Here is a 19,438-nt window from a genome sequence, read left to right on the forward strand (position 1 = left end):
ATCATCCACATGACCATGATTGAGACTGCTGATGCCGTGAGACCCTGCATCAAAGGCACGCCTTCGCATAGCGGAATCACACGGCACAGTTGAACGTCGGCCGTTGCCTACGCGGCCTCCTCACTGACAACGATAAACTCGCTGGCCGCCTGGCGTTGAATGGCGGCCATGATTGCGAACTCTGGCTCGCTGTAGGGCTCGTTGGCGACCACGCCGGTGGCGTGCTTGGCCTTTGCCCCGAGAGGGTAGAAGACGAACAGCGCGTTGTGCGACACATCCGGCTCAGCACGCAGGCGCTTGTTGAGGATCTTCAAGTACTTCTTCTTGGTGACCTTCTTTGCAGCCATGTTGCCCTCCAACTGGTGATGGTGTCGGTCAGCATACCAGCCTTGATTTCGCGGGTGACGATCCATGATTGGTCGGGGGAACTCCGGTTTCGCTGGACACCCAGCGCCACCTAGCCGGCACAACGGGTTCACCGGGTGCTTACAATCAGAAGAATCAGCACGCCGATGTTGGAAGAAGCCTGGGCCACGCCCCATATCGGCGACGTCAATGTCGTCATCGCGAGCAACGGCGCCTCGATGACCGCGCAGCAACAGGAGAACCCGATGATCAAAGTCAGTGTCATGTACCCGTACGCCGCAGGCGCGCGATTCGATCATGCGTACTACCGCGAGCGGCATATGCCCATGATGAAACAGCTGCTCGGCGCTGCGTGTTTGTACTACACGGTGGACAAGGGCATCGCAGGGGGTGCTCCGGGCGCAGACCCTGTTTACGTGGCCAAGTGCGACTTCATCTGTCCTTCTGTAGAAGCGTTCCTGGCAGCCCGCGCCCCGCACGCGCAGGAAATCCAGGCCGACATCGCCAAATACACGGATATCCAACCCGTGCTGCAAATCAGTGAGGTGGTCGTGGAGCGTTCGGAAGCCTGAAAACAGTTCAGGTAAGCCATCCACAGCTCGGCGCCAGGTTCTGTATCGACGTAGCGAACGGCCCGCTGAAACGTAGGACCGCCCGCCGAGGGCATCCCCCTCACCCCCCCACCCGAACCACCACCTTGCCGAAGTGCCGGCCCGACTGCAGGTAGTCATACGCGGCCGGCACCGCATCAAAACCGAAGACGCGATCGACTACTGGGCGGATCTGCTGCACGTCAACCAGCCGCACCACCTCGTCGAGCACCGAGCGGCTGCCGACGATCACGCCGTGCAGGTGCTTGGCCACGTCGAACAGGCTGCGCAGACCGAAATCCACGCCTGCGAAGCCACTCAGCAAACCCGTGATGGAGACGACGCCGCCCAGCCGGGTAGCCGCAATCGAGCGCGCCATGGTGTCGTATCCACCCACCTCCACCACCACGTCGGCGCCCGCGCCACCGGTCAGCCGCAACACTTCGTGCTGCCACTCGGGCACGGCGCGGTAGTTGATGGTTGCATCCGCGCCGAGCTGCCTTGCGCGCGCGAGCTTCTCATCGCTGGATGAGGTGATGATGGTGCGCAGCCCCGCCGCCTTCGCCAGCTGCAGCGCCCAGATCGAGACGCCGCCCGTCCCCAGCAGCAGCGCCGTCGCCCCCGGCTTGACCACGGTATTCGCGAACAGCGCATTCCAGGCCGTGATGCCCGCGCAGGAGATCGTGGCCGCCTCCTCAAAGCTTAGGTGCGCCGGGATCGCCGTCAGCGTGGATTCGTCGGCAACAAACTGTTCGGCCAGCACACCATCGAATGTCGCACCGGGCGATTCGGCAATCTTCCAAAGTGCGATTTCGCCGTCGATCCAGTTCGGGAAGTAGGTGTTGACCACGCGATCCCCCGGTTTGAACCGGGTCACATGCGCCCCTACTGCAACCACCTCGCCTGCGCCATCGCTCAGCGCAATGCGCGGTGTGTCATCAATGCCCGGGTAGTCGCCGCGCGCCGCCATCCAGTCGCGATAGTTCAAGGAGGCAGCGCGCATGCTCACGAGCACCTCGTTGGGCCCCGGCTCGCGCACAGCCATGTCGATCTGCTGCAGCCCCTCAATGCCGTGTCCCGGCCGCACTTGCCATGCTTTCATGTGAATTCCTCGTTCCAATGAAGCACCGATCTTATTGTTTCCACACGAGACGCATTGACTCCATTTGGTAGACTCACCGTCGCCTATCAGGCGCCATTTGATCAACCGAAACGGAGCAGGCTTGATGGACGATCGGCTCAGCGGCGTGGCCGAATTTGTGAACGTGGTCGAGTCAGGCAGCTTTGCGGCGGCGGCCGCGCAGTTGGGGGTCACGCGCTCGGCGGTGGCCAAGGTCATCGCTCGGCTGGAGCAACGCCTGAACACGCGGCTGCTGCAGCGAACGACGCGCAGCCTGAACCTGACCGGCGAAGGCGCGCTCTACTACGAGCAATGCAAGCGCGTGCTGACCGAGTTGAGCGAAACCGAAGCCGCCTTGCTCGCCAGCCGGCAGGAGCCGACCGGACGGTTGCGGATGACCGTGCCGGTGCTGTTCGGCAGGCACTGCGTTGCGCCAGTCATGCGCCGCTTGATCGAGCGCCACCCGCAGTTGGAAGTCGAGATCGCGTTCAGCGACGGCATGGCGGACCTCGTGGAAGACCGCTTCGACATCGCCGTACGCATGGGCCCGCTGCCGAACCACGCCACGCTGGTCAGCCGACAGTTGGGCTTCAACCGGATGGCGCTCTGCGCGTCGCCGGCCTATCTCGACAAACATGGCCGCCCAACAACGCTGCGCGATCTGGACGCGCACACCTGCATCGTCTATGCCCGCGGTGCCCACCATACGCCGTGGCGCCTTCCCGGGCCGGATGGTGAGCTGCAAACCTATCCGCCCGCATCGCGCCTGCGGCTGGACGACCTGCTCTCCATCGCTGACGCCGCAGCCGCGGGGACTGGCCTGGCATGGCTGCCCTGCTGGCTCATTTCGTCATACTTGAACGCCGGCCAGCTCACGGTCGTCATGGGCCACGAGGGCGTGCTCGATACAGAGATCAACGTACTGTGGCTGCAGACCCGACACATGCCGCTCAAAGTGCGCGTGGCCATCGATGCCCTCGTCGATGAAGTACCTCACATACTGGCCCAAGCCTGAGAGGCCGAACCCATTCACCAACGGAGAGACCGGTGCGCAAGGTCCGCAACTACCTGAACAACAGTGTCGCCCTGAGCCTGGCGTTGCTCGGCCTCTCGGGCCCTGCCGCTGCGCAAGCGGGCTATGCACTGATGCCCATACACAACGGCGTCAACGCGCTGAAGCTGCGCGGCTACGATGCAATCGCGGTGCGTGCGTGGCGCGAGAACTTCAACGCGCACAGCTTCGATGTGGTCACCTTCTTTGTGCGCGATGGCGCGGCAGGCCGTGCGCAACCCTGGAGCCTCGTACCGGTATTCCGCCGCAGCGAGGGTGGCGGTAGTGGCGGTAGTGGCGAGCAGGAGCAACTGCACGTGACGACCGGCGGCGGCGCAGATTGCCTGCTCCACGACTTTCGGCTCTTGCTCGCGCAAGGCGGCAAGCCCGCCGTGCTCATCCTCGCCAACCGCGAAGCCGGCGCCAGTTACGCGGCTGATGCCAACGTACGCTTCGACTACTACGTGCTGACCGAGAACGCCGATGGCACACCGGGCCATCCCAAGCTGTCGTTCCGCTGGCAGAAGTCGCAGCCCGCACGCGCACAATACTGCGATGTGAACCGCGCCTTTGATCAGGAACTGCATCTGGGCACGTCCAGCGGCACCGCCAACGTGGCGGACGGGCCCTAACCCACGTAGCAGACCATCACCGAGAGCGCCATGTCCACCTACCCCGTCTCCGTCAAAGGCGTGCTGCGCGCGCCCACCGGCGAGGTCGTTTTGCTGCTCAATGAACGCGAAGCGTGGGAGTTGCCAGGCGGCCGTATCGAGTTGGGCGAATCGTCCACCGAATGCCTGGCCCGCGAGATTGCCGAAGAATTGAACCTGCGCGTGGAAGTCGGCGCGCCAATCGATACGTACCTGTTCGAGGTCGTGCCAGGCAAGCATGTGTTCATCGCCACGTATGACTGCACGTTGGTTGGCGCGTTTGCGCCGGTGGTGAGCCATGAGCACAAGCGGCTCGGGCTGTTTGCACCGGATGCACTGCCGATGAATCTGCCTGGCGGGTATCGTGCGTCGATTGCGGCGGCGTGCGGCGCGTCGGTCCAACCGGTTTAGCAGACATGGGCCGAGGCCGGTACTACAACTGGTGGCGGCGCGCCGGCGAGACCGCGGAAGCGCTCTTCTACGCCAACGGCTGGGCGGCGCACCTCGCACACGCACTGCGTCTTCAAGGACGGCTGCATGTTGATCACCGCGATGTGACTTTGCCCTTGAGTGCACCGCTGGCCGAGCCGCTCAGAGTGGCCTTCGCTTCGGACTTCCATGCGGGCCCCTTGACTGATCCACGTCTGCTGGATGCCATGCAGCAAGCGATCGCGGCGTTCGCACCGCACGTGATCCTGCTGGGCGGCGATTTCGTTTCGCTGCATCACAGACATGTCACTGGATTGGCCGCGCGTTTGCGTGAACTGCCGGCACCGGCCGGCAAGTTTGGGGTGTTCGGCAATCACGACCTTTGGGTAGATGACACGTTCATCCGCCTGCAACTGGAGGCGGCGGACGTGCGCATGCTCGTCAACGAAGCGGTGCGTCTGCCGCCGCCCTATGACGAGCTCTATGTATGTGGGCTCGATGAGCCGGGTGTTGGGCAACCCGACCCTGCCCGCACCTTCAGCGGCGCCGGTGCGCGCAGGCTGTTGCTGATGCATTCGCCGCAGGGCTTACGGCACGTACGCGCTTATCCGTTCGATCTTGCATTCTGCGGCCATACCCATGGTGGCCAGATTGCGCGCCCGGATGGCCGCCCGATCGTGCTGCCATCAGGCTCCGGTGATCGGCGCTTTGCCAGCGGGTATTTTCGGCTGGCCCAAGGTGGGCAGTTGGTGACCAGTCGCGGCATCGGCATGAGCGATCTGCCGATCCGGTTATTTTCACCGTCAGAGGTGCATCTCTACACCCTTCAGGCGGCTAGCTAGGCGCGACCTCTCGGACTATCCCCCCCCCCGCTGCCAACGCGGCGGCGCCCCTCCACCAGCACACCAACACGCTCCGGTTCCGGCTCAACACGAAAGTATTCCGCATACGTGGCGATCCCCACGTGCTCATCCAGGTCATCGACTGCTTGCCCCGAGCGGGAACTGATCGCGGGATACCACGCATCAATTTTGATACATCCAGCCCGTCTGGCGCGTTCGCGATCCGTGACCGCCATGGAAAACGTCCGCCCCGATTGGGTTTGCGCCCGATGGCGCGCTCCTTGCAGTTATCCCAACGCGACCGGTGCGAGCCTTGACGGAGCAATGTCGACCAACGCACGACGGCCGTAGGGGAGAGCGCAATCAGGATTGGATCGAGCAGGGGCGCGACAGACAGCGGGGGCTATGCACCCCAGCCATATCTGTATGGCGCACCCGTAGCGTGAGTTGCGATCCGATCAATAGTGAAAACAACGGAGGACGTTGCGCGAGTGAAACGCCGAGCGCGTTGCGGTGACAGACCTAACCGCTTAAGTCGAAACGCTCGCGGCCTAGACACGTCTAGGGAGACGTCCGTGAAAAAGACCGTCTATTTGTGGGTAGCAATGGGGGGGATGTTCGTTGGCAGCGCACAGGCGCAGGAGATATTTCTGCAAGGTGGTACACAGGGTGCCGGCATTGGAGCGGCAGTAAGCTTCAATTCGAGGCTTGGCGCGCATGTCGATGTCAATGCGATCAACTTGTCGCACAACTTCAGCTTCGGCGGCAATCGCTATCAGGACGACATTCGGCTTCGGCAGGGGGGCGTTTACGCCGACGTCTTTCCCTTGCGTGACAGCGGCTTTCGAACAACTGCTGGTGCACGATTTTCCGACGACGAACTCAGCGGCACTTCGGTGCCAACCAATGGCACATACACGTTCGCCGGCAGAAAGGTTCGCGCATTGCCGGGCATGTATGCCGTCGCAAAAGCCCGATATCCAACCGTGATGCCTTATTTCGGTATCGGCTACGGCCATCAGCCGGCGTCAAAGGGATTCGGCTTCATTGCGGATCTCGGTGTCGCTTATGGCATACCAAAATCTTCCTACACCCTGTCGCCGCAATTGGCCGCAAAGGTCGGCCCGGTGAATAGTCAGCTTATCGCCACGAATGGCCTGCAGGAGCTGCGAAGCGAGATGTCGCGCTATCGCTGGTATCCCGTAATACAGGTCGGGGTGTCATATCGGTTCTGAGTGGGGCCCTTGCTACACCGGTGCGCCGAAACGGCGCGCTGAACGACTTGAGGCCCATGCGATGGCGTTCGAAGACGTGCAGGTGGGAAAGATGCCCAAGTCTGCGGCAGGCAGCGCCGTGGAGCCGGGCAAGAACGCTCGCGCCCAATCTGGCCTGAACAAGTCCGTCCTCAACAAGGTCTGGTTCGAATTCGGGCGTTAGTGCAGACAACCGGCTTACGCGGGCGAAGTTCGCGTGCGTCGAATGCGGTTTCGAGGACAACGCCGATGTAGGCGGTGCGATCAACAATCTGGCGCAAGGGAATCGCGTCGCAGCCCGTGGAGAGCCGGTGCTGTCGCGCCAGCCTAGGAACCCACCGAGGCAATCTGAGACCAGCGCAATCGCTCCAGACGCGGTAGGAGTCCCCAGTCGCCAAGGCAACGCTCGCACATTAGCCAGGCATCGAAACCGACTCCGCCGGCTTGGCGCCCGATGCGGATGTTCCGCTCGATGCCGAACAACTCGACTGGTCCGACGTGATTTTCGTGATGGAGCGCAGCCATCAGCGACGGCTATCACAACGCTTCGGACGGCACCTGCGCGGCAAACGGGTGATCTGCCTGGACATCCCCGACGACTACACGTTGATGCAGCCGGAACTCATCGCTTTGCTCGAGAAGCGGGTGGGTCCGCATCTACGCAGGTAGCGCAGGGACTCAATCCCCACCCCAGCGCCAGCGCGGCGGCTCACCCTTCCACCAGCACACGAGCAGAAGCAGCAGCGTCACGCCCAGGACGTACAGCGTGAAAACGGCCTGCGAGCGGGTAGGCGGCAGCCCGACGATGCCCACCACCAGCAGAACGGCGTAGATGGCAAACACCACCCAGCCTTGCCATCGCGAAGGCAACCCCCACCCCCAGCCGTAACGCTTGGCAGGGAACCAGTAGTCGTTGGAATCCGTGGGCATGGTTGCCTCAAGACATAGCGTTCAGAGAACGGTCGCGTCTTCGCTCGAGGGCTTGGGCAGGTGTGCTTCGGCCTCGGCGTTGCGGCGCGCCGCGCGCTCCACTCCAATGTACTCGATGACAAACAGGGCAAGGATGGCCAGCAGGGCGCCCGCGCCGAGCAGCCAATGGCTCATCAGGTTCATGATCGGAAGACGCATGGCGTCTGCAGTCTGGGATACCTGCAGCGTACGGCTGTGCCCGTCAAAAAGTCGTAAAGAGGCGAGGGGGCCGCGCAAAATTCGCATCTATGGCGACGCGATGGATAGGCGAGCGCGGAAAGTTCTGCGCGACAAACGCCAACAGCCAGCCGGTCAATCACCGCTGGCGGAAGTCGTTTGCAACAGAACATGCGCGCGAAGGCGCATCGAAGCCGCGGAGAACGGCACTTAGGCCATCAACCGCATCTTGCGAGCTTCTGTATCGGGGGTTGGAGCGTTGGCCGGGTCCCGAAAGAGCTTTCGGGCGCGTGCAAGGCACGCTACGAACCAAGCTCGGCGAACTGGAAGTCGACTGACTTCACGCCGCCAACGGCAGCACCCAGTTGGTGCTACCGGAACAATCGCGCGATCTTAGTAGAGCTTTTTCGGCAGCATTTGCGAGCGCAGGCGTTTACGCGTGCGCGACACAGCGGCAGCCTTCTTGCGCTTGCGCTCGGTCGTCGGCTTTTCGTAAGCGGTGCGTGCGCGCAGTTCCTTGATCAGGCCGGTGCGCTCGATTTCACGGCGGAAGCGGCGCAGTGCGACTTCAACCGGTTCGTTTTCTTTCAGACGGACAGTGGTCATCGTATCCCTTACTCAGTATTCGGGTGGACGGCTAAACAGCGGATTATATACCGCCCAGAGGGCGTGCAGTGTAGTTGAATTGGTTTACCGATGCAAGCACCGGTTTTGCGTGTCCAATCAGGCACTTTTGCACCGTCCGCCGTCGCGTGGAGACGACGGCGGACGATATGTGCCGAAGGATCAGCGGACCGGCGTCATGTCCGGTGCGGCAGGAGCCTGGCCCGGCGCAGCCGTCGGTTGCGCCTGCTTGGCAGCCGCAATGGTGCTGCTCTCCTGCAGACCGCCGCCCAGCGCCGTGTACAGATCGATGGCGTTGGTCAGGCGGGCCAGGCGCGTCTGTACCAGGGTCTGATCAGCGCTGAACAGGTCACGTTGCGCATCGAGCACGTCGAGGAAGCTCGACACGCCGTTGCGGTAGCGCTGGTCAGACAGCGTCAGACGCTCGGCCGTGGCATCGCGGAAGCGCTTTTGCGCCGCCACCTGCTCTTCCAGCGTGCCGCGCGCCACGAGGGCGTCGGACACTTCCCGGAACGCGGTCTGGATGGTCTTCTCGTAGGTGGCGACCGCGATCTTCTGGTTGGCCTTGGTGGAGTCCAATTGGAAGACGCGCGTGCCCCAGTCGAAGATCGGCAGCGTGAGGTTCGGCACGAACGACCACAGCCCGGTGCCGGCCTTGAACAGGTCATGCAGCGCGCCGCTGGCCGTGCCCACATTGGACGTCAACCCGATACTCGGGAAGAACGCCGCACGCGCGATGCCGATGTTGGCATTGGCCGCGATCAGCTTCTGCTCGGCCTGGCGGATGTCCGGGCGCTGCTCCAGCAGTTCCGACGGCAGGCCCGGCGGAATGTCGGCCACGATCTTCTCCGACGACACGGTGGTCGGCGGCGGCAAGTCAGCCGGCAGCGGCGCACCCACCAGCAGCACCAGGGCGTTGGTCGCCTGGGCGTACTGGCGCGTGAGCTGGGCGACCGACACACGCGCCGATTCCACCAGCGTTTCGGTCTGGCGCAGGTCCAGTGCCGACGAGGCGCCCACGTCAAAGCGCTGCTTGGCGAGCTTGTAGTAGTCCTCACGACCCTTCAGGGTCTGCTGGGCCAGCTCAAGCTGCTCGGCATAGGCGCGCTCGTTCAGGTACGCCTTGGCCACCTGCGAGATCAGGCTGATCTGCGCGGCGCGCTGGCCCTCTGCGGTCGCCAGATAGCTGGCGCGCGCGGAGCGCGTCACGTCACCCACGCTGAACAGGTTGACCTGGTAGTTGCTGATGCCCACACCAAGCTGATACTGCTTGGTGATGATGTCCTGCCCGGTCTGCGAGATCGACTGCGGCGTCAGGCTGCGCGTGTACGTGGCAGATGCGTTGACCGGCGGCAGCAGTTCAGCGACTTGCAGGCGGTACTGCGCGCGCGCCGCCTCAATATTGAGCACGGCGATGCGCAGGTCGCGGTTGTTCTCCAGCGACAGGCCGATCAGCTTCTGCAGACGCGGATCGGGGAAGAACTCGCGCCAGCCGAGATCGGTGGCGCGCGGGGCGTTCTCGCCCGGCTTGGCGCTGTCAGCCGGCACGGCATAGCCGGCCGGTGCCTGCGGGTAGGTGCTCGTTACCGGAGCATCCGGGCGCTCATAGGTCGGCGCCAGCGAGCAGCCGGACAATACACCGGCGGCCAGCAGAAGCGCCGGCAGCAGCGCGGGGGCGCGCGTTGGCAATGAGGCCAAAGAGAAGGTCATCGTTTTCTGCATGTTCAGATTTCCTCGTCCAACGGACGGTGCGCGGCATCCAGGCGGCGTTGACGCTCGCTGCCCTTGAAGATGCGGCGGACCACCACGAAGAACACGGGCACCAGCACCACGGCCAGCACCGTCGCGGTAATCATCCCGCCCATCACGCCGGTACCGATGGCGCGCTGGCTGGCGGAGCTGGCACCCGTGGCAATCGCCAGTGGCACCACGCCCAGGATGAAGGCGAACGACGTCATGATGATCGGGCGGAACCGCAGGTGTACGGCTTCCAGCGTGGCCTCGATCAGGCCCTTGCCTTGCGCCTGCAAGTCCTTCGCGAATTCGATGATCAGAATCGCGTTCTTGGCGGACAAGCCCACCACCGCAATCAGGCCGACCTTGAAGTACACGTCATCCGGCATGGCACGCAGCGTCACGCCCAGCAGTGCGCCGAGCACGCCCAGCGGCACCACCAGAATCACCGCCGCCGGAATCGACCAGCTCTCATACAGCGCAGCCAGCACCAGGAACACCGCCAGCAGCGACAGCGCGTACAGCGCCGGCGCTTGCGAGCCCGAGGCCTTTTCCTGCAGCGACTGGCCCGTCCACTCGTAACCGATACCCGCCGGCAGCTTACCGGCCAGGCGTTCCATCTCGGCCATGGCATCACCCGAGCTGGCACCCGGCGCGGCCGCACCCGACAGGCGAACCGCCGGATAGCCGTTGTAGCGCACGAGCTGCACCGGACCGACGATCCAATGGCCCTTCGCGAAGGTCGACATCGGCACCATGTTGCCCTGCCCGTTGCGCACGTACAGGTTCATGATGTCTTCGGGCTGCATGCGGTTGATCTTGTCCGCCTGCACGATCACACGCTGCTGACGACCGTAGTTCGGGAAGTCGTTGGCGTACGCCGAACCCAGCGCCGTCGACAGCACGGCGTTGATGTCGGTGAAGGACACGCCCAGCGCATTGGCCTTCTCGCGGTCGATATCGACCTGGTACTGCGGCGAGTCTTCCAGACCTTCCGGACGCATGCCCGTGATGACCTTGCTTTGCGCCGCCATCCCCATGAGTTGATTGCGGGCTGCGATCAAGGCGTCATGCCCCAGACCCGCGCGGTCTTGCAGACGGAACGTGAAGCCCGTTGCGTTACCCAGTTCCGGAATCGGCGGCGGGTTCAGCGGGAACACGATCGCATCGCGAATACCACCGAACAGCGCACCGAAGGCACGGCCGGCCACCGCATCGGCGGTTTGATCCTTGCCCTTGCGCTCGCTCCAGTCCTTGAACGGGGTGAACACGATACCGGCGTTCGGCCCGTTGCCCGAGAAGCTGAAACCCTGCACGGCAACGATGTTCTCGACCGCCTTTTCCTGCTTGTAGTAGTTCTCGACCTGCTTGATCACTTCCAACGTGCGGTTGGCCGATGCACCCGGCGGCAACTGGATGTTGGTCACGATGTAACCCTGGTCTTCAGTCGGCAGGAACGAAGACGGCAGGCGCAGGAACAGGAGCACCACCGCTGCGATCAGCGCAACATAGATGACCATGTAGCGGAAGGTCTTCTTCAGCATGCGCTCCACGAAGCTTTGGTAGCGGTTCGTGGTGCTCGAGAACATGCGGTTGAACCAGCCGTAGAAGCCTTTCTTCTCGTGGTGCGAACCCTTCTCGATCGGCTTGAGCAGCGTCGAGCACAGTGCCGGCGTGAGCGTCAGTGCCATGAGTGCCGAGAAGAAGATCGACGACACCATCGACAGCGAGAACTGGCGATAGATCGCGCCCACCGAGCCCGAGAAGAACGCCATCGGGATGAACACGGCCATCAGCACCAGCGTAATCCCGATGATGGCGCCCGTGATCTGGCCCATGGCCTTGCGGGTGGCTTCGCGCGGGGGCAGGCCTTCTTCGGCCATGATCCGCTCGACGTTTTCCACGACCACGATGGCATCGTCAACCAGGATACCGATCGCCAGCACCAGGCCGAACATGGTCAGCACGTTGATCGAGAAGCCCAACGCGTTCATCACAGCAAACGCGCCCAGCAGCGAGATCGGCACCACGATCGACGGCACCAGCGTGTAGCGGATGTTCTGCAGGAACAGCAGCATCACCAGGAACACCAGCACCATGGCCTCGAACAGCGTCTTGACCACTTCTTCGATCGAGATCTGGACGAACTTCGAGGTGTCATACGGCACCTTGTATTCCACGCCGGCCGGGAAGTACTTCGACAGCTCTTCCAGCTTGGCCTTCACGGCCTTGGCGGTGCCCAGCGCGTTACCCGTGGGCGACAGCTGCACACCAATGGCCGAGATCGGCTGGCCGTTGATGCGGGCCGACGTCGAGTAGGTCTGGCCGCCCAGTTCCAGGCGCGCCACATCCTTCACGCGCACCAGCGAACCGTCGGGCTTGGACACCAGCACGATATTGCCGAACTGCTCGGTGGTCGTGAGCTGGCCTTCCACCACGACCGTGGCCGCGAGCGGCTGGTCGGAAACGGACGGCAGATCGCCGATCGTACCGGCGGACACCAGCGAGTTCTGTGCGCGGATGGCGTTGTAGACGTCGGTTGGGGTCAGCTTGTAGCCGACCAGCTTGGCCGGATCGATCCAGACGCGCATGGCGCGTTCCGTACCGAACAGCACCGCTTGACCCACACCCGGCACGCGCTTGATTTCGTTGAGCACGTTGCGCGAGATGTAGTCACCCAGCGCCACCGGGTCCATCTTGCCGTCGGTCGACGCCAGCGTGGCGAACAGCAGGAAGTTGGCGCGGGCCTTGTCGACCTGCACACCCTGCTGCGTCACCTGCGAGGGCAGACGCGCTTCCACGCGCTTCAGACGGTTCTGCACGTCCACCTGCGCCAACGCCGGATCGGTACCGGCCTTGAACGTCACGGTAATGGTGGCCTGGCCGTTACCGCCTTGGCTGACCGACTCCATATAGAGCAGGCCGTCCGCACCGTTCATTTCCTGCTCGATGATGCTGGTGACGGATTCGTCCAGCGTCTTCGCATTGGCGCCCGGATACGTTGCCGTGATGATGATGGACGGCGGCGCGATGGTCGGGTACTGCGAGATCGGCAGTTGGGTGATCGAGATCGCCCCAGCCAGGATGATGAACAGCGCGAGCACCCAGGCAAAGACCGGGCGATCGATAAAAAACTTTGCCATGCGATGGCTCCTTGTTTACTGCTTGGCTGCCGGTGCGCTGGCAGCGGGGGCGCTTGCTGCTGGGGCGCTGGCAGCAGGTGCTGCACCCTGACCTGGCTTGGCTTGGCCCTGACCTTGGCCCGGCGCTGTGCCCGGTTGCCACGGCACAGCCTTCACCGGCGCGCCTGGGCGAACCTTCTGCAGGCCGTCGACGATGACCTTGTCACCCGCCTTCAGTCCGCTGGAGACGATCCACTCCGTACCAGTTGAACGGTCCGCCTGAACCTGACGCACCGCCACCTTGCCATCGGCGTCTACGATCATGACCGAGGCACCATCCGGGCTGCGCGTCACGGCCTGTTGCGGCACCGTGATGGCTTGCTCGTCCACGGCCTGCTCCAGACGGGCGCGCACGTACATGCCTGGCAACAGCGTGCGGTCGGCGTTCGGCACGATCGCGCGCAGCGTGATCGTGCCGGTGGCCGGGTCCACCGTCAGGTCAGAGAAGTACAGCTTGCCGGGCTGCGCATAGGCGCGGCCGTCTTCCGTCACCAGCGTGACCTTGGCGGCATCACCGCCAACCTTGGCCAGCTTGCCGGCCTTGAGTGCTTCCTGCAGGCGCATCACTTCAGTGCTCGACTGCGTGAAGGTCAGGTAGATCGGGTCGATCTGCTGCACGGTGGTCAGCAGCGTGGCTTCACCCTGGCCAACCAGTGCGCCTTCAGTGATCTGTGCCAGACCGGCGCGGCCGGCGATCGGCGAAGTGACGCTGGCGTAACCAAGATTCAGCTTGGCGGTTTCCACGGCAGCGCGCGCGGCAGCTACGTCAGCGGTGGCCTGCTTGGCAGCGGCCGTCGCATCGTCGTAATCCTGCTTGCTGATGGCGTTGGTGGCGACCAGCGGCTTGTAGCGCTCGGCCTTCAGTTGCGCCTGCGTTTGCGTGGCTTCGGAGCGTGCCAGTTGCGCCTTGGCGCTGTCGAGCGAGGCCTGATACTGCGCCGGGTCGATCTGGAACAGCTGCTGACCAGCCTTTACGTCACTGCCTTCAGCGTACGAACGCTTGAGCACGATGCCCGCGACCCGCGCGCGCACCTGGGCCACACGCGTGGCTTCCAGGCGACCCGGCAATTCGCTGGTCAGACCGACAGCGTGCGGCTGCACGGTCACAACGCCGACTTCGGCCGGAGGCATGCCGGCGCCGCCCGGCCCTTGTGCCTGCTTGTTGCCGCAGGCTGCAAGCGCCACCACCATGAATGCGGCGGCAGCGAGTTGGTGATAACGGCGGGTGTTCGTCATAGATGACCCCATGTGGCGATAAGCGGAATGCCGGGCGCCGCGCCGCCGCGCAAACGAGTGCGAGTGCGGTATCGGCAAACCGTCAGCGAAACCAAAAAATACAATTGAAACGCACGATCCTAGCCGCATCCGATGGCATGCGATACGGCGTTTGCGACGAAGTCGCAACAAAACGGACTCAACGACGCGAGAACGAGCGCGATTTGCTGCAGTGCTTCCCCCAGTCACAAGACGCTCGGGCTGTAGAACTGACCAAGTTGATCTGGCGAATGTTGCGATGTGCAACAGGCGAAGTGCGCGCTATTATAGATACGTTCACGCATGTATGTAAGCAGGATCCTTGGGCGAAGCAGGGCCATTGTTGCAACTTTGGCTAAATTCGTTGCAATGGCGGAACGGCGCGGGATCGCGGCAAGGTGCGATCCATCAAGGCCTGCATCGCCTGAAGCACTGGGCGCATTGTTGCGCAGTATGAAATAATGCGTTGCCAAAGATTGTGCGACGCACAAAAGCGAATCGAAAGAACGCTGGCAGGGTGAGCCGGCATTCCTCTGGAAGATCATGGTCAGACGAACCAAGGAAGAAGCACTGGAAACACGCAACCGCATTCTGGATGCGGCAGAAGACGTGTTTTATGCACGTGGCGTGGCACGCACGTCGCTATCGGATATCGCACAGGCCGCAGGCGTGACGCGCGGCGCCATCTACTGGCATTTCCGCAACAAGGCGGACGTGTTCGCCGCCATGTGCGAGCGTGTGAAGCTGCCGATGGAGACCATGTGCACGCCACTGGGGGTGGAAGCCGACGACCCACTGGGTGAGCTGCGCACAGTGGGCAACTTTCTGCTGCGCCAACTGGTGGAAGACGCGCACTGGCGCAAAGTCTTCGAGATCATGTTCAACAAGTGCGAGTTCGTGGAAGACACGAGCCCCATCCTCAAGCGCCAGCAGGAATCCTTTGAGGAAGGCATGACGCACCTGACCAGCATCATCGAACAGGCAACGCGGCGCGGGCAGTTGCCGACTGACCTGGACATTCCCCTGGCGGTGTCGCATTTCCATGCCACGTTCAACGGCATCATGGGCGACTTCCTGTTCTATCCGGATGCCTCCTCCCTCGCCAGCAAACGCGAGCGCCTCATGGACGCCTGCATCGACACCCTGAAATATTCGCCCGCGCTGCGCCTGCCGCAGCCGGCTACTGGCTCCGCCCGTACCGAGGCCTCCGCATGAGCACGCCCACTTTCGATCAGATGGTGTTTGCCGGTGGTGGCAACCGCTGCTGGTGGCAAGCCGGATGGTGGGATGTCGTGCAGCCCGAACTGGGCCTGGCGCCACGTGTGATCACCGGCATCTCGGCTGGCGCGTCGACAGCCTGCATGCTGCACGCCTGGAATTCCGCCGAGCTGATGGACTATTACGGCGAGACCCTGCGCCACAACAAGCGCAACGCCCACTGGGGCAACCTGCTGCGCGGCGAGCGCGTGTTCCCGCACTACGGCATGTACCGCACGGCGCTGCTGACGGTGTTTGGCGAGGGCCGCTTTGCGCGGCTGGCGCAGGCGCCCGAGATCCGCATCGGCGTGGCGCATATCCCACGCTGGATGGGCGCGCGCACGGCCGTGGCGGCGGGGCTGATCGCGTACAACATCGAAAAGCACGTCCGTAAGACGCTGCACCCGACATTGGGCCGGCGCCTGGGCTTCACGCCCGAATTCGTGCGCGCGCAGGATTGCGCCTCGCCCGAAGAGCTGGCCGACCTGTTGCTGCAATCCGCATCGACCCCGCCGTTCACGCCGGTCCTGCGGCGCGCGGGGCGGCCGGTGCTCGACGGCGGCATGGTCGACAACGTGCCGGTGCACGCGCTGGACCCGACCCCGGGCGATGCACTGGTGCTGGTGACGCGCCTGTACCCGCGCCCAACGTTCTTCCGCATGGATGTGCCCGTGGCCGGCGGCGTACAGCGCCGCTTTTACGTGCAACCCTCGCGCAAGGTGCCGATCTCGAGCTGGGACTACACCCGCCCGGGCGCCATGCGCGACGCCTATGCACTCGGCCGTCATGACGGCGAAACCTTCCTGCGCGAACTTCCACGCGGGTTCGCCGAACCGGTGGCTGCGTAGCCATCGTCATCCGGCAAGCGGCGGTCGCGCCGTTTGCTGCACACGGTGCGCCCGCCGGCGTGCCGCCATGGCCGTCCGGCCGATGCCACCTTGATGGACAGACGGACACCGCCATGCCCGCAAAATCCGCAGCCTCCTTTGATTTGATCGTGATCGGCGCTGGCTCGGCCGGGCTGGCGGCCGCGCGCCGTGCAGCGCAGTTGGGCGCGCGCACCCTGATCATCGACCGCGCGCAGGTGGGCGGCACCTGCGTCAACCGCGGCTGCGTGCCCAAGAAGCTGCTCGGTTACGGTGCGGCCTGGTCACAGACGATTGCGCGTTGCCTGCGCGCGACGCATGCCGCCGACGCCTGGGGCCAGGCCATCGCCCGCACCCGCGCCGAGGTGGCGCGCCTGAACGAGGTCTATCACTCACACCTGCTGGACGCCGGTGTGCAGTGGCTGACCGGCATGGCCTCGCTGCGCGGGCGCGGCATCGTCCGGTTGCACGGCGAGACCGGCAAGACCACGCTGCGCGCGCGGCAGGTGGTGCTGGCCACCGGCGCACACCCTGTTCCGCTACCGGTGCCCGGCGCCGAACTCGCCTGCAGCTCCGACGACGTTTTCGGCTGGGACACACTGCCCGCCTCGCTCATTATCGTGGGCGGCGGTGTGGTGGCGGTGGAGTTGGCATCGATGCTGGCGCGCTTTGGCGTGCGCGTGACGCTGCTGGTGCGCGAGGCACGCGTGCTGTCCGAATTTGATGTCGCCGTGTCGGAGGCCTCCGCGCAGGCGTTAGCCCACTGCGGCGTCGACCTTGTACCAAACGCCGACGTCGTGCGCGTGGAGCGCGATGCGGTCAATGGCGATGGCGTGGCCGTCTACGTGAGCGACGACACGTCCAGTGACATCCCACGCGTGCTGCGTGCCCAGCGCGTGCTGGCCGCCATTGGCCGCGCACCGACCACTGCGGGGCTGGGGCTGGACGCGGCAGGTGTCTCGCTCGATGCGCGCGGCGGTATCGCCGTGGACCGCCACTTCCGTACCCGCGCGCGCGGCGTGCATGCCGTGGGCGATGTCAGCAGCGCGCAGCAGCTCACGCCCGTGGCCACCGCACAAGGGCAGTACGTGGCGGAGCGTCTGTTCGGCAAGGGCCTGAAGGGGATGCTGCGACTGCCCGACATGAATGCGGTGCCGACGGCAGTGTTCTGCGACCCGGCCATCGCCACCGTGGGCTTGACCGAAGCTGACGCACGCACGCGCTGGCCAGACCGCGCAGACACCGACAAACGCGCCGCCGCCGACCGCATTGACGTGGTAGTCCGCCGCTTCGTTTCACTCGAACAGCGCTTTGCCGGCACCGGCATGGAATCGCTGATCAAGCTGGTGTGCAACGCGCGCAGCGGGCGCGTGCTCGGCGCGCACATCGTCGACAACGCCGCGCCCGAGATCATCCAGGCGCTGGCGGTGGCGGTGCGCATGGGGGTGCGGCTCAAGCATCTGCGCACCACGGTGGGCCTGCACCCGACGGTGGCGGAAGAACTGCTGAGCCTCTAATCCCATTGGCAACAACAGGCTGTTGCGCGTAACACCGTACCGGGGGCCGTTTTTCAGACGATTCCCAAGCGACTTCTTAAATTCATGTTGAAAAGATGTCGTTCTGCTTGGTTAGGGTGCACCGCAACATCGGCATCCTTATATTTGCCGATTGACTGATCAGGCAAGCTGCCTCGGCCATTGGCTTACGCGGTACTACATGCGGGTGATACGGCTGCACTGCCGGCACACATGCCGCCCGACGCTGTGCCGCCCCCTCATCGCCCTCACGCCTGACCAACGCCACCGCCAACTCCTGGCGGGGCGCTCCATCAACCCACGCTTTGTTAGCCGAGGACGCGTCATGCGTAACCGTTCCCTGTTGTGTTCCCGTCGCCTGGTGGCTGCTGCCGCGCTGGTGACCGTGCTTGCCGCCTGCGGCAAAGACAAACCCGTGCCACATGCTTCGGGCCCTGTTGAAGTGGGCGTCGTCACCGTCGCCGCACAAAACCTGCCGGTGGCCGTTGAGTTGCCCGGCCGCGTGAACCCCGTGCGCGTAGCGCAGGTGCGCGCACGTGCTGCAGGCATCGTGCTCAAGAAGCAGTTCGTGGAAGGCAGCGAGGTCAAGGCTGGCCAATCGTTGTTTCAGATCGACCCGGCCCCGCTGCAAGCGACACTGGATAGCGCCCGCGCCGCCGCTGCCAAGGCCCAGGCCACGCTGGCGCAAGCCGCCTTGCAAGAGGCACGCTATCGAGATCTGGTGCCCATCAACGCGGTGAGCAAGCAAGACTACGACAACGCCGTCATCGCCGTGAAGCAGAGCGAGGCAGACTTGGCCTCAGCCCGCGCAGCAGTGCGTACGGCCGAGCTGAACCTCGGCTACACCAAGGTCAACTCGCCCATCGATGGCCGCATCGGTGCCGCACAGGTGACGGAAGGCGCGCTGGTCGGGCAGGGCGATGCCACGCTCATGGCGACCGTCACGCAGCTCGACCCGATCTACGTGGATGTGACGCAGGCCAGCACGCAAATCCTGGCGCTGCGCCGCGCCATGCAGGCCGGCCAGTTGCAAGGCGTGGACGGCAAGGCAGCCCAGGTGCACCTGGTGCTGGATGACGGCACGGTGTACCCGCTGCCGGGCACGTTCAAGTTCTCCGACATCACGGTGGACCAGACCACCGGGTCGGTCAGCCTGCGCGCGGAATTCCCGAACCCCAACAAGGACCTGCTGCCCGGCATGTTCGTGCGCGCGCGCCTGGACCAGGCCACGCAGCAGAACGCACTGACGGTGCCGCAGGCCGCGCTCTCGCGCGATGCCGCAGGCAACGCCACGGTGATGATCGTCAACGCGCAGAACAAGGTGGAAGCGCGCCCCGTGAAGGCCACCACGGCCGTCGGCTCGGTGTGGGTGATCGACAGCGGCCTGACCGCCGGCGACAAGGTCATCGTGAACGGCTTGCAAAAGGTCAAGCCGGGTGGGGATGTGACGACCGTGGCAGCCGATGCTCCCGCCACGCAACCAGCAACCCCGGATGCGGCCTCCGCCCCGGCGGCGCAGGTTGCGGCCAAGTAAGCGAG

The 19,438-nt window shown here is 64.2% G+C and carries 19 protein-coding genes and 1 pseudogene; 12 read left to right on the plus strand and 8 right to left on the minus strand.

Annotated features, from left to right (window positions below; all coding sequences use genetic code 11):
- Nucleotides 1-107: 107 nt before the first annotated feature.
- Entirely contained in the window at nucleotides 108-347 is a 240-nt protein-coding gene (locus tag C404_RS52650; protein ID WP_021196886.1) for a hypothetical protein, read from the minus strand.
- Nucleotides 348-611: 264 nt separating this feature from the next.
- Here C404_RS52650 and C404_RS0130355 point away from each other — a divergent pair, with 264 nt between their 5' ends.
- Nucleotides 612-938 (plus strand): EthD family reductase, encoded by a 327-nt coding sequence (locus C404_RS0130355; protein ID WP_031329990.1) that lies wholly within the window; start codon nucleotides 612-614, stop codon nucleotides 936-938.
- Between the two features lie 100 nt (nucleotides 939-1,038).
- Here C404_RS0130355 and C404_RS52655 read toward each other — a convergent pair whose 3' ends face one another.
- Nucleotides 1,039-2,058 carry a zinc-dependent alcohol dehydrogenase family protein gene (locus C404_RS52655; RefSeq protein WP_021196888.1) on the minus strand — a complete coding sequence of 340 codons (1,020 nt, stop codon included), beginning with the start codon at nucleotides 2,056-2,058 and terminating at the stop codon, nucleotides 1,039-1,041.
- Between the two features lie 124 nt (nucleotides 2,059-2,182).
- Here C404_RS52655 and C404_RS52660 point away from each other — a divergent pair, with 124 nt between their 5' ends.
- The 7 genes and pseudogenes from C404_RS52660 to C404_RS52685 all read left to right on the plus strand — a co-directional run.
- Nucleotides 2,183-3,091, plus strand: coding sequence for a LysR family transcriptional regulator (locus tag C404_RS52660; RefSeq protein ID WP_021196889.1), 909 nt, complete (start codon nucleotides 2,183-2,185; stop codon nucleotides 3,089-3,091).
- Nucleotides 3,092-3,123: 32 nt separating this feature from the next.
- On the plus strand, nucleotides 3,124-3,759 hold the full coding sequence (locus C404_RS52665; protein WP_021196890.1) for a hypothetical protein: 636 nt from the start codon (nucleotides 3,124-3,126) through the stop codon (nucleotides 3,757-3,759).
- A 30-nt stretch (nucleotides 3,760-3,789) separates the two neighbouring features.
- Nucleotides 3,790-4,188 carry an NUDIX hydrolase gene (locus C404_RS52670; protein WP_021196891.1) on the plus strand — a complete coding sequence of 133 codons (399 nt, stop codon included), beginning with the start codon at nucleotides 3,790-3,792 and terminating at the stop codon, nucleotides 4,186-4,188.
- Nucleotides 4,189-4,193: 5 nt separating this feature from the next.
- On the plus strand, nucleotides 4,194-5,048 hold the full coding sequence (locus C404_RS52675; protein WP_021196892.1) for a metallophosphoesterase: 855 nt from the start codon (nucleotides 4,194-4,196) through the stop codon (nucleotides 5,046-5,048).
- Nucleotides 5,049-5,623: 575 nt separating this feature from the next.
- Nucleotides 5,624-6,283 carry a hypothetical protein gene (locus C404_RS52680; RefSeq protein WP_031329991.1) on the plus strand — a complete coding sequence of 220 codons (660 nt, stop codon included), beginning with the start codon at nucleotides 5,624-5,626 and terminating at the stop codon, nucleotides 6,281-6,283.
- A 61-nt stretch (nucleotides 6,284-6,344) separates the two neighbouring features.
- Entirely contained in the window at nucleotides 6,345-6,485 is a 141-nt protein-coding gene (locus tag C404_RS60335) for a hypothetical protein (RefSeq protein ID WP_021196894.1), read from the plus strand.
- Between the two features lie 224 nt (nucleotides 6,486-6,709).
- Nucleotides 6,710-6,970: pseudogene (locus tag C404_RS52685) on the plus strand (low molecular weight protein tyrosine phosphatase family protein); the annotation flags it as partial.
- Nucleotides 6,971-6,979: 9 nt separating this feature from the next.
- Here the strand turns inward: C404_RS52685 and C404_RS52690 are convergent.
- From C404_RS52690 to C404_RS52710, 6 genes are all read right to left on the minus strand, one after another.
- Nucleotides 6,980-7,231, minus strand: a complete 252-nt coding sequence (locus C404_RS52690; protein WP_021196896.1) for a hypothetical protein — start codon at nucleotides 7,229-7,231, stop codon at nucleotides 6,980-6,982.
- 21 nt (nucleotides 7,232-7,252) lie between these two features.
- Nucleotides 7,253-7,429: a hypothetical protein gene (locus tag C404_RS60340; protein ID WP_021196897.1), complete on the minus strand. Its 177-nt coding sequence runs from the start codon at nucleotides 7,427-7,429 to the stop codon at nucleotides 7,253-7,255.
- A 411-nt stretch (nucleotides 7,430-7,840) separates the two neighbouring features.
- On the minus strand, nucleotides 7,841-8,053 hold the full coding sequence (gene rpsU / locus C404_RS52695; protein ID WP_021196898.1) for a 30S ribosomal protein S21: 213 nt from the start codon (nucleotides 8,051-8,053) through the stop codon (nucleotides 7,841-7,843).
- Nucleotides 8,054-8,233: 180 nt separating this feature from the next.
- Nucleotides 8,234-9,793 (minus strand): efflux transporter outer membrane subunit, encoded by a 1,560-nt coding sequence (locus C404_RS52700; protein WP_021196899.1) that lies wholly within the window; start codon nucleotides 9,791-9,793, stop codon nucleotides 8,234-8,236.
- 2 nt (nucleotides 9,794-9,795) lie between these two features.
- Nucleotides 9,796-12,948 (minus strand): efflux RND transporter permease subunit, encoded by a 3,153-nt coding sequence (locus C404_RS52705; protein WP_021196900.1) that lies wholly within the window; start codon nucleotides 12,946-12,948, stop codon nucleotides 9,796-9,798.
- 15 nt (nucleotides 12,949-12,963) lie between these two features.
- On the minus strand, nucleotides 12,964-14,223 hold the full coding sequence (locus C404_RS52710) for an efflux RND transporter periplasmic adaptor subunit (protein WP_021196901.1): 1,260 nt from the start codon (nucleotides 14,221-14,223) through the stop codon (nucleotides 12,964-12,966).
- Between the two features lie 561 nt (nucleotides 14,224-14,784).
- Here C404_RS52710 and C404_RS52715 point away from each other — a divergent pair.
- The 4 genes from C404_RS52715 (at nucleotide 14,785) to C404_RS52730 (ending at nucleotide 19,433) form a co-directional block, all read left to right on the plus strand.
- Entirely contained in the window at nucleotides 14,785-15,456 is a 672-nt protein-coding gene (locus tag C404_RS52715) for a TetR family transcriptional regulator (RefSeq protein ID WP_021196902.1), read from the plus strand.
- Nucleotides 15,453-16,346, plus strand: a complete 894-nt coding sequence (locus C404_RS52720) for a patatin-like phospholipase family protein (RefSeq protein ID WP_021196903.1) — start codon at nucleotides 15,453-15,455, stop codon at nucleotides 16,344-16,346. Before C404_RS52715 ends, C404_RS52720 begins: the two co-directional genes overlap by 4 nt.
- Before the next feature lie 113 nt (nucleotides 16,347-16,459).
- Nucleotides 16,460-17,881, plus strand: coding sequence for a dihydrolipoyl dehydrogenase family protein (locus C404_RS52725; protein ID WP_021196904.1), 1,422 nt, complete (start codon nucleotides 16,460-16,462; stop codon nucleotides 17,879-17,881).
- Nucleotides 17,882-18,224: 343 nt separating this feature from the next.
- The gene (locus C404_RS52730) at nucleotides 18,225-19,433 is read left to right on the plus strand and encodes an efflux RND transporter periplasmic adaptor subunit (RefSeq protein ID WP_031329993.1); all 1,209 of its coding nucleotides are present in this window, start codon (nucleotides 18,225-18,227) and stop codon (nucleotides 19,431-19,433) included.
- Nucleotides 19,434-19,438 lie beyond the last annotated feature (5 nt).

The sequence above is a fragment of the Ralstonia sp. AU12-08 genome (genome assembly GCF_000442475.1).
Taxonomy (GTDB): domain Bacteria; phylum Pseudomonadota; class Gammaproteobacteria; order Burkholderiales; family Burkholderiaceae; genus Ralstonia; species Ralstonia insidiosa.

Bases quoted from the DNA above. Each gene is read 5' to 3' on its own strand.
- C404_RS52650 (WP_021196886.1), bottom strand. From the start codon at position 347: ATGGCTGCAAAGAAGGTCACCAAGAAGAAGTACTTGAAGATCCTCAAC.
- C404_RS0130355 (WP_031329990.1), top strand. From the start codon at position 612: ATGATCAAAGTCAGTGTCATGTACCCGTACGCCGCAGGCGCGCGATTC.
- C404_RS52655 (WP_021196888.1), bottom strand. From the start codon at position 2,058: ATGAAAGCATGGCAAGTGCGGCCGGGACACGGCATTGAGGGGCTGCAG.
- C404_RS52660 (WP_021196889.1), top strand. From the start codon at position 2,183: ATGGACGATCGGCTCAGCGGCGTGGCCGAATTTGTGAACGTGGTCGAG.
- C404_RS52670 (WP_021196891.1), top strand. From the start codon at position 3,790: ATGTCCACCTACCCCGTCTCCGTCAAAGGCGTGCTGCGCGCGCCCACC.
- C404_RS52675 (WP_021196892.1), top strand. From the start codon at position 4,194: ATGGGCCGAGGCCGGTACTACAACTGGTGGCGGCGCGCCGGCGAGACC.
- C404_RS60335 (WP_021196894.1), top strand. From the start codon at position 6,345: ATGGCGTTCGAAGACGTGCAGGTGGGAAAGATGCCCAAGTCTGCGGCA.
- C404_RS52690 (WP_021196896.1), bottom strand. From the start codon at position 7,231: ATGCCCACGGATTCCAACGACTACTGGTTCCCTGCCAAGCGTTACGGC.
- C404_RS60340 (WP_021196897.1), bottom strand. From the start codon at position 7,429: ATGCGTCTTCCGATCATGAACCTGATGAGCCATTGGCTGCTCGGCGCG.
- rpsU (WP_021196898.1), bottom strand. From the start codon at position 8,053: ATGACCACTGTCCGTCTGAAAGAAAACGAACCGGTTGAAGTCGCACTG.
- C404_RS52700 (WP_021196899.1), bottom strand. From the start codon at position 9,793: ATGCAGAAAACGATGACCTTCTCTTTGGCCTCATTGCCAACGCGCGCC.
- C404_RS52705 (WP_021196900.1), bottom strand. From the start codon at position 12,948: ATGGCAAAGTTTTTTATCGATCGCCCGGTCTTTGCCTGGGTGCTCGCG.
- C404_RS52710 (WP_021196901.1), bottom strand. From the start codon at position 14,223: ATGACGAACACCCGCCGTTATCACCAACTCGCTGCCGCCGCATTCATG.
- C404_RS52715 (WP_021196902.1), top strand. From the start codon at position 14,785: ATGGTCAGACGAACCAAGGAAGAAGCACTGGAAACACGCAACCGCATT.
- C404_RS52720 (WP_021196903.1), top strand. From the start codon at position 15,453: ATGAGCACGCCCACTTTCGATCAGATGGTGTTTGCCGGTGGTGGCAAC.
- C404_RS52725 (WP_021196904.1), top strand. From the start codon at position 16,460: ATGCCCGCAAAATCCGCAGCCTCCTTTGATTTGATCGTGATCGGCGCT.
- C404_RS52730 (WP_031329993.1), top strand. From the start codon at position 18,225: ATGCGTAACCGTTCCCTGTTGTGTTCCCGTCGCCTGGTGGCTGCTGCC.